The following is a 13,308-nucleotide window of genomic DNA, read 5'->3' on the forward strand; positions in this document are numbered from 1 at the left end:
GAGCTATGCTCCCCCTCTTTTTTATTTCTTTATTATTATATCCCCGCTCTCTTCTTCAATACCGCTAATGCTATCTTGAAATCATCTCCAAAGTATCTGTCTTTAGTATGTTCGGGAATAAGTTCCTTCAACTGGGAATAAAGTTCCTCTACCTCGATTCCCGACTTCAATGACTTTTTAGAATACATCGCTCTGTAAGCGAGCAGGGTTTCAATTGCCAGAATCTGGCTCCAGTTATTCACGATCTTCCAGAGTTTCCTCGCACCCCAGGCTCCCATGCTCACGTGATCTTCCTGAAATCCCGAGGTCGGTATACTATCAGCAGAAGAAGGATGGGCGAGAGTTTTATTTTCTGATGCCAAAGCTGCAGCCGTATATTGCCAGATCATATAACCTGAATTTAGACCTTCCTCTCCATTGGTAAGAAAAGGTGGCAGGTCATTTAGTTTAGGGTTAACAAGCCTATCGATCCTGCGCTCCATCATGTTTGCCATGTCTGTCAGGGCGATGGAGAGAAAATCCATAACCAGTGCAATAGGTTCACCGTGGAAATTCCCACCAGAAATTGCATCACCGTTTTCAAATATCAGTGGGTTATCCGTTGCAGAATTTATTTCTATTTCGAGTACCTTTTTTACATACTGTATAGTATCGTAGACCGCACCGTAAACCTGGGGGATAGCCCTAAGAGTATACGGGTCTTGGACCCTATCGCAGTCAAGGTGAGATCTTCTTATTTCACTGCCTTCGAGGGCTCTTAACAGTTTTTCAGCGACATACATCTGTCCGGGATGAGGTCGCGCTTTATGTACCCTCAGGTCAAAGGGAGATGTGCTCCCTTTCAAAGCATCTGTCGCCATTGCGGCTACTGTGATAGCCTCGTCGAATAGCCTTTCAGCAATATGAACCGCACAACTCCCTATACCTGCCATAAATGCGGTGCCATTCAACAGGCTAAGACCTTCTTTGGAGGCAAGAGTGAGAGGGTCGATATTCAATGTTCTCAACACATCTGTTGTATCTGACCTTTCTCCTTTGTAAAACACCTCGCCTTCTCCAATGAGAGCGAGCGCAATATGGGCTAGTGGCGCAAGGTCACCACTAGCACCTACCGAGCCCTGTTCAGGTACGACAGGTACAATATCGTGGTTCAAAAATTCTATGAGTCTCTCAACGACGATGGGCCTGATGCCGGAATAGCCTTTACAAAGCGAATTTGCCCTTACCAGCATCACCGCTCTCACGAGCTCGACAGGTAATGGAGCACCAACCCCGGCTGCGTGAGAACGAACGATATTTACCTGTAACTCTTCTATCTTCTCCTCGCTAACTTTTTTGTTTGCAAGCACACCAAATCCTGTATTGACACCATATATCGTCTTTTCTAGTTGGTGATTCTCAAGGGCTTTTCGACTTTTTTCAAGAAGGGAAAGGGTCTCCGGAGATATGACAACCTTCTCGCCCCCGAACGCAACTCTGTAGACTTCCTCCACGGTGAGGGAATTTCCATCGAGTAAAACCAAGATTGACACCTCCGATTACTACGATTACCTGACCCATTCCAGGCCGGGAATTTTTACCTTCTTTTCGAGAAGGCCAAATAACCACGTGAACACTAATATTACGGCCAGATAAATGACTGCCACTACAAGATAGACTTCGAAAAACTGAAAGTTCCTGCTCGCAATAAACTTAGCCTGTGCCATGAGCTCAGGTGCTCCTACTATATATGCGAGAGACGTATATTTGAGTAAATAAATGAACTCGTTGGTCCACGCAGGTATTACCCTGCGTAGCGCTTGGGGCATGATTATATGGATAATAGCCTGTTTTCTCGTCATCCCCAGGGATCTGGCAGCGACCATCTGGTTTCTGTTGATGGAGAGAATGGATCCCCTCAGATATTCCGCCTGATAAGCACCGCTATTGATTATAAATCCAATTATCGCTGCTGTGAAAGGACTGGGCGAAACCCCGTAAGGCGGCAACCCAAAATACAGAATGAATAGCTGTACCAGAAGAGGTGTTCCCCTGATGATCTCAATAAATCCCGTGGAAATAATCCTGAGAAATTTATTTCCGTATACTCTGGAAAGAGCCAGCAAAAGACCGAGTACAAAGCCCCCGAGCACCGAAATCAACGTCATTTCCATCGTAACGCCGAGTCCTTTAAGGAGAACCGGCCAGTATCGTTCAACGATTTTAAGTATTCTTTCCAGCATCAACATGTTAATCGCCCTCGCCGTAGAGCTCAGAAAGTTTGTTCAGGAACTGACGGGTCCTTTCGTTTTCTGGATTCTTGAATAACTTTTCAGGTGGCCCCTGCTCGACAATGAATCCATTCTCCATGAAGATGATTTCGTCGGAAACGGATCTCGCAAAGCCCATCTCGTGGGTTACAACGAGCATCGTCATACCGCTTTCAGCGAGGTCTTTCATTACCCGTAGAACCTCTCCTATCAGCTCTGGATCAAGGGCAGAAGTGGGCTCGTCAAAGAGAATTATCTCCGGTTCCATAGCTAACGCTCTGGCAATACCTACCCTTTGTTTCTGACCACCTGAAAGTTGCGCTGGATAAAGGTTGGCTTCGCGTTCAAGCCCCACCTTCCTGAGTTGTTCCATGGCCTTTTCTCTGGCTTCATTTTTGTCCATCTTTTTGACTATTGTAAGACCTATCATCACATTCTTCAGAGCTGTTAGATGGTTAAAAAGCCCAAAATCTTGAAACACAAAACCGATTCTTTGACGGATTCTGTTCATGTCTTTAACCTGTGTTATCAGTTCGTCCCTCAACCAGATTTCTCCATCATCGGGGTTCACAAGCTGGTTGATACAAGCCAGAAGGGTACTCTTTCCTGTACCGCTGGGACCGATTATGACTTTGGTCTCTCCTTCCGCAACATCGAAGCTGATACCTTTCAAAATCTCTTTATCACCAAAACGCTTCTTTAAATTTATCACTCTCAACAAAGGATTGTTTTTCATCTTATACTCTCCTTTATCTCAAATCCCGGGATGGCAAGCGCCTCTTCAACTTTTTTGAGGCTCCTGTTTACCGTGAAAGTGATGACAAAGTAGATCAACGCAACGGTCAAATAGATGAGCATTGGTTCATAAGTCGTTGAAATAATATAGCCTCCCCGCCTCAATAGCTCCGTAACGCCAAGGGCATAAGCCAGAGACGAATCCTTTAAGACGATCGTGAATTCATTCGTCCATGGAGGCAAAGCTACTCTAAGAGCCTGAGGTAGTACTACATGTCTGAAACCCTGAAGTTTTGTCATGCCAAGGGAACGAGCAGCCCTCATCTGAGTGGTGCTGATGGACTGAATAGCTCCTCTGAATATCTGGGACTGGTAAGCTGCGCTCCTTATTCCAAGTCCGAGCACAACCGCTGTGAAGGGGGAAAACTTGATGCCAGCTCTTGGAAAGCCGTAGAAAATAAGGAACAGTATAACCAATTCCGGTATGCTTCTAAAGATCCTTTCATAAATAACCACAAAAACTCTGAATCCCTTTCCGCCATATACCTGACCAAACGAAAGGGGTAGGGCTATTGCCAGCCCCAACCCCAATGACAGAAATGTTATTTTCAACGTTACCCAGGTACCTTCAAGTAAAGCCGGAAAGGAATTGATTATTATACTTAGTTTATCGATGATATTCCCTTCCCTTCGCTATGGTTTAGAAGTACTTCGAAATCAATTCATCGATCTTTCCGGATTCCCGGAGTCTTCTGATTCCCTCGTTGATGAGATTCAACAGTTCCTTATTACCTTCTGATACAGCAATACCGTACTCTTCTCCCGTTTTTATGATTCCAACGATCTCAACAGGTCTCGTCTTTGCGTACATCTCAGCCACTGGCGAATCAAGCACGATAGCGTCAACGTTTCCGTTAACGAGGTCAGTCATAGCAAAAACAAAGGTCTCATATCTCTTGAATTTACCTGTGAGTATTTTCGTGTTAACAAGGTTTTCCTCTACCCAGAGATCAGCTGTCGTACCTGTCTGGACACCGACATTGTGTTTGCCAAATAAGACCGTGATATTGAGGCCTGAGCCTTTCTTAACCACTACGCTCTGGTCCGCCACCCAATAAGGTATAGAGAAATCCACAACCTGTTCACGCTCGTCGGTAATTGTCATTCCTGCTACAACTATGTCGAGGTTTCCAGATGCCAGAGCAGCGATAAGAGAGTCAAAGGCCATGTCGACGATTTTTACATTGAATCCCATCTCGTCAGCTATAGCCCTGATCAGGTCCATATCGAAGCCAACGAATTCACCATTTTCAACGTACTCAAATGGCGGGAAATCAGCGCTTGTCCCTACGATATAAGTCTTACCAAAGGCAAAAACAACAAGTAGAAGCAAAAGAACTACAAGAAAAGCTTTTTTCATTATCTCACCCCCAAAGTATGGTGTTAAAATATCCTGAAGTCAAATCCCAGGCTCAAGCAAAATTCGTCACCAGAAAGATCATAATTGCTATTTGGATTGAAAGGGATAAACACGGTGTGGTTGTTGTCTGAAATCTTAACCCCCGCTGCTTCAACGGTAAAATTGAAAAGTCCTGGATAGTAAGCCACGGACAACCAGAAATTTCTGAAATAGAATGTGGAATAAAATCCTGAGCGGAAGTTATAAATCCTGTGAAGGAAGGCAATCTCTGTTTCAGTGGGATCAAACATTTTATCATCGAAAGTGACATAGTAAGACACTGTACTCAGTGGATCAGCAAGAGTATCGTGGTAATGATAGGAAAGTATTCTGAACGTATAACCGCTCTCAAAGTTCCTCCTGACCGTTCCTATCCTGAACTCATTTCTCCCGCCTCCTAAAGACATCGCCAAATCAAGCCAGTACGATATATTGAGTCTACCAGCATTGGCAGCCACGCCGAAAGCGAGAGAATGTGTCGCACTGAGGTGGAGCGAAGGTTCATTGACAGCAAAATCATACGATCTGTACTGGTCATCGTTGAAACTGACAATAGAGTTCCAGCCCGAATAGTTTATCTCATAAGGGCTGTAGAAACCAACAAGGTTAAATCTAATATATCCAAAAATCGTAAGAGAGAACACGAGAAAGACAATAATAACAAGTTTTCTCATAAAACCCCTCCTCTTTTAGTATTATACTATTTGAAACATAAATCCCGACAAGTAATGATACGATGATAGCAGAATTAGGAAATATTTGAGGGTAATGATTACCCTTCTATCGAAAAACACGAGAAATGGAAGTGAAAAGATGAAGGTTGGAATCGCGATGAGTGGTGGTGTTGACAGTGCAGTGGCTGCCGCCTTACTAATTGAAGCCGGCCACGAAGTAGTTGGTTATCACATGAAGAACTTGCCTGATCATCTATTTGAAGTTGTCCCTGAAACCAAAAAAGTCTGTTGCAGCCCATCTGACACTATCGATGCATATAAAACAGCTAAAATCCTCGGAATAGAGCTTAAAATCGTCAAACTAAATGAGTTGTTCAGAAACCATATAATAGACTACTTTATCGAAGAATACAGGCAGGGAAGGACACCCAATCCCTGCGTGCTTTGTAATGACTATATGAAATTCGGTGCACTGATGGAGAAGGCCCTGGAAGACGGCATGGAAATGTTCGCTAGCGGCCACTATGCTAGAATAATCAACCATCCTGATTACGGTATCACACTGGCGAAAGGCAAAGCAGATCACAAAGACCAAGCATATTTCCTTTCCAGAATAAAAAAGGAAAAGCTAAAAAAGATACTCTTCCCCAATGGCGAACTGACAAAAGAAGAGATCAGAGAAAAGGCAAAAGTTCTGGGATTGCCTGTCCATGCGAAGCGAGAGAGTCAGGAACTATGCTTCATCCCCGATAACAATTACCGACGCTTTCTGAAAGAAGAAGGAATTGTCCTACCTGCCGGCGAGATAGTCGATGTACACGGCAATGTTTTAGGAAAGCACCGCGGACTTCCTTTTTACACAATCGGCCAAAGAAAAGGGCTGGGAATCTCTTCCGACAAAAAGCTCTACATTATAGACATCGACAAGAAACTCAACCGCCTGATCGTTGGACCCTACGAAATGACCCTCAAAAACAGGTTCAAAGCCATCAAACCTAACTGGCTGATTGATGTGCATAGCAATGAGTTCAGATGTGAATGCATGGTCAGGAGCACCATGAAACCAGAAGAAGCGAAGGTACATATCATAGGAGACAGTTTAACGGTGGAATTTAAAAAGCCGGTATCCGCTATTACACCCGGTCAGTTAGCAGTTTTCTACGACGGAGCCATCGTCCTTGGAAGCGCGTTTATAGAGAGTGTGGAGAGTTGAAAAGCCATCCAACCTGTGATAGAATTCTTTTTGCCAGGGGTTAGTTCAGTCGGTAGAACGCTGGTTTCGGGAACCAGAGGCCCGGGGTTCAAGTCCCCGACCCCTGACCATTTGTGTGACCACTGAATGTTTTTATAATCCGCTCCAATAGCAAATTGTAGGAGCGGATTTATTTTTTTGGTTAACAGAGAAACAATAACTCAAAATCGATTTTCAGACTACTTTTTTCGCTGACCGATACATTTATATATCAGCGCATAGAAAACTCTTCTCACAGCGCAAAAAACGTGGTTGTGGTGGCGGTATAGGAACTCGAACTGTCGGTTCTGCAGGTATGATTCGATGTTTTTTACTCTTGACGATGTGAAGTGAAAGTACAAAATTGACAGTCCAATCAGGAGAAGTTATTAAATAAAAAATTTCTGACCAATTCGATGATGTTTTGTTTGCAATCTTTTAGCGTTTCACAGACATTGTTCTGAAGTATGCTGAAATCGCTTTCCCAAATTTTATCCATATATTTGAATTGACCGAAATCCCACATTTGAAGAGGAACAAAAGGATATTGAAGATTGATATCCGTTTGGTTAAATACACCAGTTTCATCGTTGAATGTGAAAGAATGAATATAAAAATACACGTATTTGTATTTCCAACCATTTGAATGTGTTTCGTTCGAGAGTATATTGGAGTAGGCAGACTTTTTCTTAAAATGCTCAAACCATTCCTTAGGACTCTTTTTACTATGTGAAGTAACTTCGATTATAAGAATTCTTTTTTTGACTTTGGATTCTATAACAATATCAAGTTCTAAGTTCTCTGTTATAGATGTTGTAAGTGGCTTCACTATTATATTGCTGTATGATTTTATGTCGGTCAATCTAACACTATCTATTATCAGCTTTTCCAAAACCATATTGTACAGTCTTTCCATAAAATTATGAATTTCTTCTTCCGCAACATCAAATATTGCCTCAAAAAGACCTAATGTTTCTTTAGAGACTTCCCAGGAATAAATTTCAAACAGTCCTAACTTTCTATAATCACTAGATAATAAACCTATTACACCTTCTCGCTCAATGCATTGTTGGGAACAAGCAAGATCACAAAGATGAGCATTTATACCTTCATTTAATAAAAATGTATTATATTCTGCCACAAGTACTGCTTCCATACACTTTTTCGGATTTTCATGAATAACTTTTTTAACGTCAGGAAGCTTACTAATAATACTTTCCTGGATGAAATCTGGCTTGAAGAAAGGTTTTAAAGGGATATAAATATTAACACTCTTATTTTGAGTATTAGTTTTAAAATCTAAAAAGAAAGGCAATTTAAATGCTCTATTGAAAACATAATACAGATGTAAAAACTCCCAGAATTGAACCAAATGCTCAAACTGTACCTTTTCAATAATTCTAGCAGTTTCCATTAAAGATCTACTAAAATTATTATTTGAACGCTCCTCAATTATTTCCCAAGGTCCAATTTTTTCCATTTGATTCATTCTTTCTTCCTAATGACAATTTAATTTCTAGAGTATATCTGCGCCGAAAGTTGCTTTCTCTACACTGTCCAATGCATAAACGCTTTCAAGAATATCTTCCAAAGATTTATCCTTGTATTTATTGACAATCGAACGAATAATTTGCTCTTCTTTCTCGGAAAATATATTAGCCATCTCTCCCCTTTTCTGATATTCAGGACTATCAATAGATATAAGGTAGTATCTTCTTCCGTTACAACTAATATTCTCGTTATAATGAATAATTCCCTTTGCACTCAAGTAACTAAGAATATCTTCCAATTCAGGTGGATATGGACCATAAAAATACTTCACATACGCAAAAGAACTAATCTTTTTATTTATTTTTGCGGACGCTTCGTTGTCAATTAAAAAAAGCAGTTTTACCAATTTCGTTTTGGTTATGGGGCCTGCAAGTTTAAGAACATTTAATATTAGTTCCTCGTTTTTTATTGCATTAGATACCATAATTTCGCCCCCCTTCCATATAGCTGAATATCTCACATTTTGAAGGGTTTTATATTCTAATCCGAAAGCAATCATTCACTTTTATACTACATATATTTTTATATTATCACATAATTTTCCATATCTCATCATTTGTCTATGTCTACTTCCCCTGAAGAAATAATAGTAGGGTCAAAAAATAGCATTTAGGCTTAGAAAAATAGAAAATAAATAGAGGACAGACACCATTTTTTCATAGAATAAGCACGCTAAACATGTGAGTAGCTTGGCTCTGCTAGGGATAAGCTTGACTTCGTCAGGGGTAAGCACTCCAGGAGAGTGGAGAACCGCTCCGCGGCTGAAGTGTAAGCCTTTATCTCAGACGCTTGAAAACGCTGTCATCTGGTGGGCCGAAGATAAGTAATGTTGGTGATGACGATCCGACCCGAACTATAATTAGAGGGTATGGTTAGATCTCTAACGTTAAAAAATCCCCCTCCAGTCAAAGCCGGAGGGGTGGAATAAAGGGAGGTCAATCTGCTTTTGCATTATGAAACGGAGGGGATTTTCTTCAACCATTCATGTCCAAAGGCATGGTTCAACCAACCTACAAGGGCATCAATTGCAAGACTAGTGATGAAAGTGAAAAGCCAATCTGGAATCTTGATCGCAATGCCGTGGTTTTCCAAAAACTTTTTCACTGCTAAAATTGCTTCGGATTTTTTCTTTGCTTTTTCATCCTGCGACAATTCAAACGACGCTTCTACTGCAAATACTGCTGTTCCGATCCCTTCTTTAAAAACGTTCCACCATTCAAACTTTCCAAACAAAAGGTCCAATACTGCAAAAGCCTTTTCGAGAATTTCCTCGAGCATACTTATTCCTCCTTCTCTTTTTTAAGTTTTTCCCATTCAGATAGAACCCGATGCACAAAATTCCGGGTCTCTTCAGGAAGTTCTTTTTCCCCTTTGAGCCATTTGCGAACATTTCCGATCTCCCAGTTCCAGGAAGCAAGAACAAGAGTAAGGTCTTCAGGAAACTGCTTCATGAGCCAAGAGACATACACGGTCGCGCCTTTTGTGGCCTGCTCGGGATCGAAAGGATCAGTCGGAAGAGCGAACCTTTCCCGGAGATCTTTCAGATAGATAGGAGTCAGCTGAAACAGTCCTGCAGCCTTGGTCCGTTCGTTGTAAGCGACAGGGTTCAGCGAACTTTCTACCGTGGCAATGGCAATCATTAGGTCAGCATCGGGTCGCGGCTTTGCAATTACCTTCTGAACCCATTCGCGAATCTGGTCTTGTCTGACCATGTGATCACCTTCTTGTGAGGATATAGTAGATCAACCCTCCGGATGCGGCTGAGCCAACGGCCCATTTGACTATTTCGCTGATAATCTGCCACTTTGTCTTTTTTATCCCCAGCAATGCATCTGTGAGCTTGTCTATCAAGTCCTTTTTCCAACCGTTGTCGAGGTGCTCTTTGAGCTCGTCTATCTTTTTGTCTATTTCTTTGCTTTGTGTTTCGTTCATATTCTTGACTTCATCAAGGATTTCTTTTTTGAAATCGTCTTTTTGCAAGAGAAAGTAGCATTCTTCAGTATTGTGGATTTTCTGCATCATGATCACCAGTCTTTCTCTTTGGGTGTGTATTTTACGAATTCTGCTATAATACGAATACCCTTTTTCATTCGTATAGCCTCCACTACCCAGCCTCCAATGACTGGGTGGAGGTTTTTTCTTATTTCATAGGGAGTTTGAGCTTCGAAACAACCGGGCTGGAAACATTCAACATTTCGGATCGTCACGTACTCTTTCTGGTGAAAGTGCCCCATACTCACGAAATCCGGCAGGTTTTCTGCCGTGAACGACTCCACGAGCTTTTGGAGTTTGTACGAGATAGCATAAGCCTGCCCGCCATCAGGATGGTGGAGAGAGAATCGGAACCCTGCCCAATCTACAAATGCTTGGTACTCTCCAATGACTCGAATGTCTGGCCTTTTTGCAGCAACAAGGTCCATTATGCTGTCACCTGCAAGAGCCATCCAGGCTTCGTCGTGGTTTCCTCGTATGCCGCTGATTTCATTGAAGAGATACAAAAAAAGCGGAGCAGCAAGGAAAAATCTCTTTAATTTGAAGAAAGAAATTACAATTTTGCAATCTAGAGAAATAACTTAAACAAGAGTTGTGTTTAAATGTAAGTTTATTGTATAATAACGACGAAATTGCTAGGGGTGAACCCCGAAAGGGGTTTATTTTTGAGGGGGATAGGAATGAGGAGAATTGGTTTTATCACTTTTCTCCTGATTTTATTCGCATTCTTTCTTTCTTCGTGCTCACTTATGCAATCTTCAAAATCTAATATCCCTCGGGTTCAACCTTTACAACAAACTGAAAACGAAAAAAATATCTCTTCAAATTCTGTTGTCAGCCTTTCCACCATAATAAGAATGGCAGATGAATTAGATTCAATTCAATGCCAGGAAGACTTTGTGTCATATATGAATTCCAGGTATTCCAACATTATTGATATAAAATTAGACAATTGTGCGGAATTGCTCATAGCAGTAAACGAACCCAACCGTAAAGAGGCATTGCTTCATGAATACTATTCGAAGGATACTATGAGCAAAGAGTTGTTAGCTGCAATAATTAATTCAGCATGGCAATTAAAAGAACAAAATGAGTCTGACAAAGCTTTCAAACTCTCAATTTCTCTCTTCAACCGCGCAATGAACTCACAATATCAAGATTTAAAGGTATTATATTTAAATAATTTAGGGATTTTTCTTAGAGAAGTTGGAGATTTTGATGGATACAAATACACAATAAAGTATGCTTCATCTCTGCAATGTTCAAACAAAAGGTATTTAGGATATATTTCATGGAATATGGCTTATATATACTTGAAAGAAGGCAAAGTATCTCTCGCACTGCATTATATATATAAATGCATTTCAAGTGATCTTAACCAACTTGATGATGTTTTGACTTCGACGGATTTCGATGAGCTAAGAAAACAACCAACCTTTTGGAAGATCATTGATAAATATAGAGATGAGTTTATGAGTAAATATAAGCAAGGGTTTAGAGATATTCCATGGGGTATGAGTTTAAATGAATGCAAGAAGTTGGCAAAAGGCAAATCATCCATACAAAAAACGATAGCAAAATACGGAATTACAGCCCTTATTCAAACTGAGAATATACTTTTAACCGAAGCCAGCATAGCATATCTTTTTTCAAATGATAGGTTATTCGCAGTTATTATGGCATTCAACAATGTTACATTTGGAGATTATTACAATGCATATGAACTTTTTGAGAAGTTATCAAATAGCCTAAAAATGAAATATGGTGAACCACTAGAACTTGATGAATGGTCAAGCAGTTTGTTTGAAGAAATGTATAAAGATGAAGATAGTTTTGTAAAAACAACTCTCATAACCCTTGGACAATACAGGCCTTTAAAAGCATGGATGATTGGTTCACAAGAAGACGTTTTACATTTTATCAAGGAAAGGCTTACTAATAAGAAAGAAGATATCATAAACTTTTTGCTAAAGACAAATTTTGAGTTTGATATGACTTATCTCTTCCTTGAAGCTTCCCCAAATAAAAGTGAATTGTTATTAGGTGTAAATATTTCAGTGGTCTTTTTAGACCTTGACCAGTTAAGCGAAATGTCAGAAGTGGTCAAAGGATTAACCGATATCTTTTGATATTTCTGGTTATTTAAATAAAGTGACTTCAAAAGGAAGTTTCCGAATCTATAGATAGGTTCCAGGAGGGGATAAAAATAGCTAGAAGTTCAAACAGAAAAGAGATAGCTTTCCAAGATGGAATTATTGCTAAAGAAGATTTACCATACCCTTATGTTTATTATCCTGGTTTTTATGGTACATTTTTTGGGTTCAAAAAAAACGAGGATAGCGATATTTACTTATGTTCATGCTCTTATAAAGCGATAAAAAATTACGTTCAACTGATTGAACGCGAGAAATCCGATGCTATATATGGAAAAGACACGCGATTTATAATTAGTGACGATTTTCCTTTGGAGTTTGTTCAGGATTTATTAAGTAAAAACGCACCTAATTCTGAAGAGGTATTGAAATATATTAAATTTAAAGATAACCTTTGCCACGAGTGCAACAAGAAAGTACCTACATATCTTTATTGCCATCCTATGTACGGTGGAAAATTTAAACAAAATTATGGATGGTATATTAATAAGCAATTTTACGAATTCGGTATTCTCTCTATATATGACACTTTACACCTCCCAGAATTTATCTCGCAAGATTTGTTAGTAATGTTAATTGAACTAAACATAGCAATATCACATAGGGAGCGCATTTCAGATACTGATTCAACTGACTTATACGAGATTCGGCGAAAAATTGGCAAATTAGAGAGAAAAATAAATAATTATGTAGAGAATGTAGTTAGAGAAAAATTTGGCTACCGGAAAATTGGTGAGTCCTGGGTTAGTGAAACCATTCTCTATAATATCGTAAGAACACTTTTCCCAAATTATACTGTGAGAAAACATTACAGACCTGAATGGTTAGAGGGATTGGAATTAGATATATATATCGAAGAATTAAATCTTGGCATAGAATATCAAGGGGAGCAGCATTTTAAACCAATTAAACATTGGGGAGGTGAAAGTGCTTTACAAAAGGTGAAAGAACGAGATCAAAGGAAAAGGAATCTTTGTGAGTCAATTGGAATAAAGCTTATATATTTTTACTACGATGAAGACCTCACCGAGGAATATGTTAGAAATAAGTTAGAAAATAAATTAGATAGAAAAATGTAAAACTTTTTTGTTTCAATTCAAAGAGACTATCTCTAACAACTATCTCTAACATTTGACTTTACTTATAACATTCCAACAAATACTTAAAAACGGAAAGTATAGATGAGATATCTACAATTGAGTTCTGACAATTGACGGTAAAGATTGTCTATCAGTTATTTCTTTTGAAACATATATTTGTTAAA

The 13,308-nt window shown here is 39.8% G+C and carries 15 protein-coding genes and 1 tRNA gene; 4 read left to right on the forward strand and 12 right to left on the reverse strand.

The genetic code is table 11. The annotated features are described in order from the left end of the window. Nucleotides 1–35 precede the first annotated feature (35 nt). Genes hutH through IX53_RS01605 form a run of 6 tightly spaced genes read right to left on the reverse strand, consistent with a single transcriptional unit; the run spans nucleotide 36 to nucleotide 5,117 of the window. Complete coding sequence (hutH, locus tag IX53_RS01580) at nucleotides 36–1,523, reverse strand: histidine ammonia-lyase (RefSeq protein ID WP_047753861.1); 1,488 nt, start codon at nucleotides 1,521–1,523, stop codon at nucleotides 36–38. Between the two features lie 24 nt (nucleotides 1,524–1,547). Then, entirely contained in the window at nucleotides 1,548–2,228 is a 681-nt protein-coding gene (locus tag IX53_RS01585) for an amino acid ABC transporter permease (protein WP_156173074.1), read from the reverse strand. Nucleotide 2,229: 1 nt separating this feature from the next. Continuing rightward, entirely contained in the window at nucleotides 2,230–2,985 is a 756-nt protein-coding gene (locus tag IX53_RS01590; RefSeq protein ID WP_047753862.1) for an amino acid ABC transporter ATP-binding protein, read from the reverse strand. Then, nucleotides 2,982–3,641 carry an amino acid ABC transporter permease gene (locus IX53_RS01595; RefSeq protein WP_420811581.1) on the reverse strand — a complete coding sequence of 220 codons (660 nt, stop codon included), beginning with the start codon at nucleotides 3,639–3,641 and terminating at the stop codon, nucleotides 2,982–2,984. Before IX53_RS01595 ends, IX53_RS01590 begins: the two co-directional genes overlap by 4 nt. A 43-nt stretch (nucleotides 3,642–3,684) precedes the next feature. Beyond that, nucleotides 3,685–4,404, reverse strand: a complete 720-nt coding sequence (locus IX53_RS01600; RefSeq protein ID WP_047753864.1) for a basic amino acid ABC transporter substrate-binding protein — start codon at nucleotides 4,402–4,404, stop codon at nucleotides 3,685–3,687. A 23-nt stretch (nucleotides 4,405–4,427) separates the two neighbouring features. Next, complete coding sequence (locus IX53_RS01605) at nucleotides 4,428–5,117, reverse strand: hypothetical protein (protein WP_047753865.1); 690 nt, start codon at nucleotides 5,115–5,117, stop codon at nucleotides 4,428–4,430. Between the two features lie 139 nt (nucleotides 5,118–5,256). Between IX53_RS01605 and mnmA the strand changes: the two genes are divergently transcribed. Continuing rightward, entirely contained in the window at nucleotides 5,257–6,330 is a 1,074-nt protein-coding gene (mnmA, locus tag IX53_RS01610) for a tRNA 2-thiouridine(34) synthase MnmA (protein ID WP_047753866.1), read from the forward strand. A 34-nt stretch (nucleotides 6,331–6,364) separates the two neighbouring features. Further along, nucleotides 6,365–6,440, forward strand: a tRNA-Pro gene (locus IX53_RS01615). A gap of 284 nt (nucleotides 6,441–6,724) precedes the next feature. Here the strand turns inward: IX53_RS01615 and IX53_RS01620 are convergent. The 6 genes from IX53_RS01620 to IX53_RS01645 form a co-directional block, all read right to left on the reverse strand. After that, the gene (locus IX53_RS01620; protein ID WP_218916077.1) at nucleotides 6,725–7,828 is read right to left on the reverse strand and encodes a hypothetical protein; all 1,104 of its coding nucleotides are present in this window, start codon (nucleotides 7,826–7,828) and stop codon (nucleotides 6,725–6,727) included. Between the two features lie 36 nt (nucleotides 7,829–7,864). Continuing rightward, on the reverse strand, nucleotides 7,865–8,398 hold the full coding sequence (locus tag IX53_RS01625) for a Panacea domain-containing protein (protein ID WP_082128433.1): 534 nt from the start codon (nucleotides 8,396–8,398) through the stop codon (nucleotides 7,865–7,867). 452 nt (nucleotides 8,399–8,850) lie between these two features. Then, the gene (locus tag IX53_RS01630; protein ID WP_047753869.1) at nucleotides 8,851–9,177 is read right to left on the reverse strand and encodes a hypothetical protein; all 327 of its coding nucleotides are present in this window, start codon (nucleotides 9,175–9,177) and stop codon (nucleotides 8,851–8,853) included. 2 nt (nucleotides 9,178–9,179) lie between these two features. After that, complete coding sequence (locus IX53_RS01635; protein ID WP_047753870.1) at nucleotides 9,180–9,611, reverse strand: lytic transglycosylase domain-containing protein; 432 nt, start codon at nucleotides 9,609–9,611, stop codon at nucleotides 9,180–9,182. Between the two features lie 4 nt (nucleotides 9,612–9,615). Then, nucleotides 9,616–9,921, reverse strand: coding sequence for a hypothetical protein (locus IX53_RS01640; protein WP_156173076.1), 306 nt, complete (start codon nucleotides 9,919–9,921; stop codon nucleotides 9,616–9,618). Nucleotides 9,922–9,923: 2 nt separating this feature from the next. After that, on the reverse strand, nucleotides 9,924–10,397 hold the full coding sequence (locus IX53_RS01645; RefSeq protein WP_047753872.1) for a metallophosphoesterase family protein: 474 nt from the start codon (nucleotides 10,395–10,397) through the stop codon (nucleotides 9,924–9,926). Nucleotides 10,398–10,571: 174 nt separating this feature from the next. Here IX53_RS01645 and IX53_RS01650 point away from each other — a divergent pair, with 174 nt between their 5' ends. Together IX53_RS01650 and IX53_RS10435 are read left to right on the forward strand one after the other, a co-directional pair. Continuing rightward, a complete protein-coding gene (locus tag IX53_RS01650) occupies nucleotides 10,572–12,020 on the forward strand; it encodes a TPR end-of-group domain-containing protein (RefSeq protein ID WP_047753873.1) in 1,449 nt (482 codons plus the stop codon). Nucleotides 12,021–12,487: 467 nt separating this feature from the next. Further along, on the forward strand, nucleotides 12,488–13,123 hold the full coding sequence (locus tag IX53_RS10435; protein ID WP_156173078.1) for a PDDEXK family nuclease: 636 nt from the start codon (nucleotides 12,488–12,490) through the stop codon (nucleotides 13,121–13,123). Nucleotides 13,124–13,308: the final 185 nt, after the last annotated feature.

This window comes from Kosmotoga pacifica (assembly GCF_001027025.1).
Classification (GTDB): Bacteria; Thermotogota; Thermotogae; order Petrotogales; family Kosmotogaceae; genus Kosmotoga_B; species Kosmotoga_B pacifica.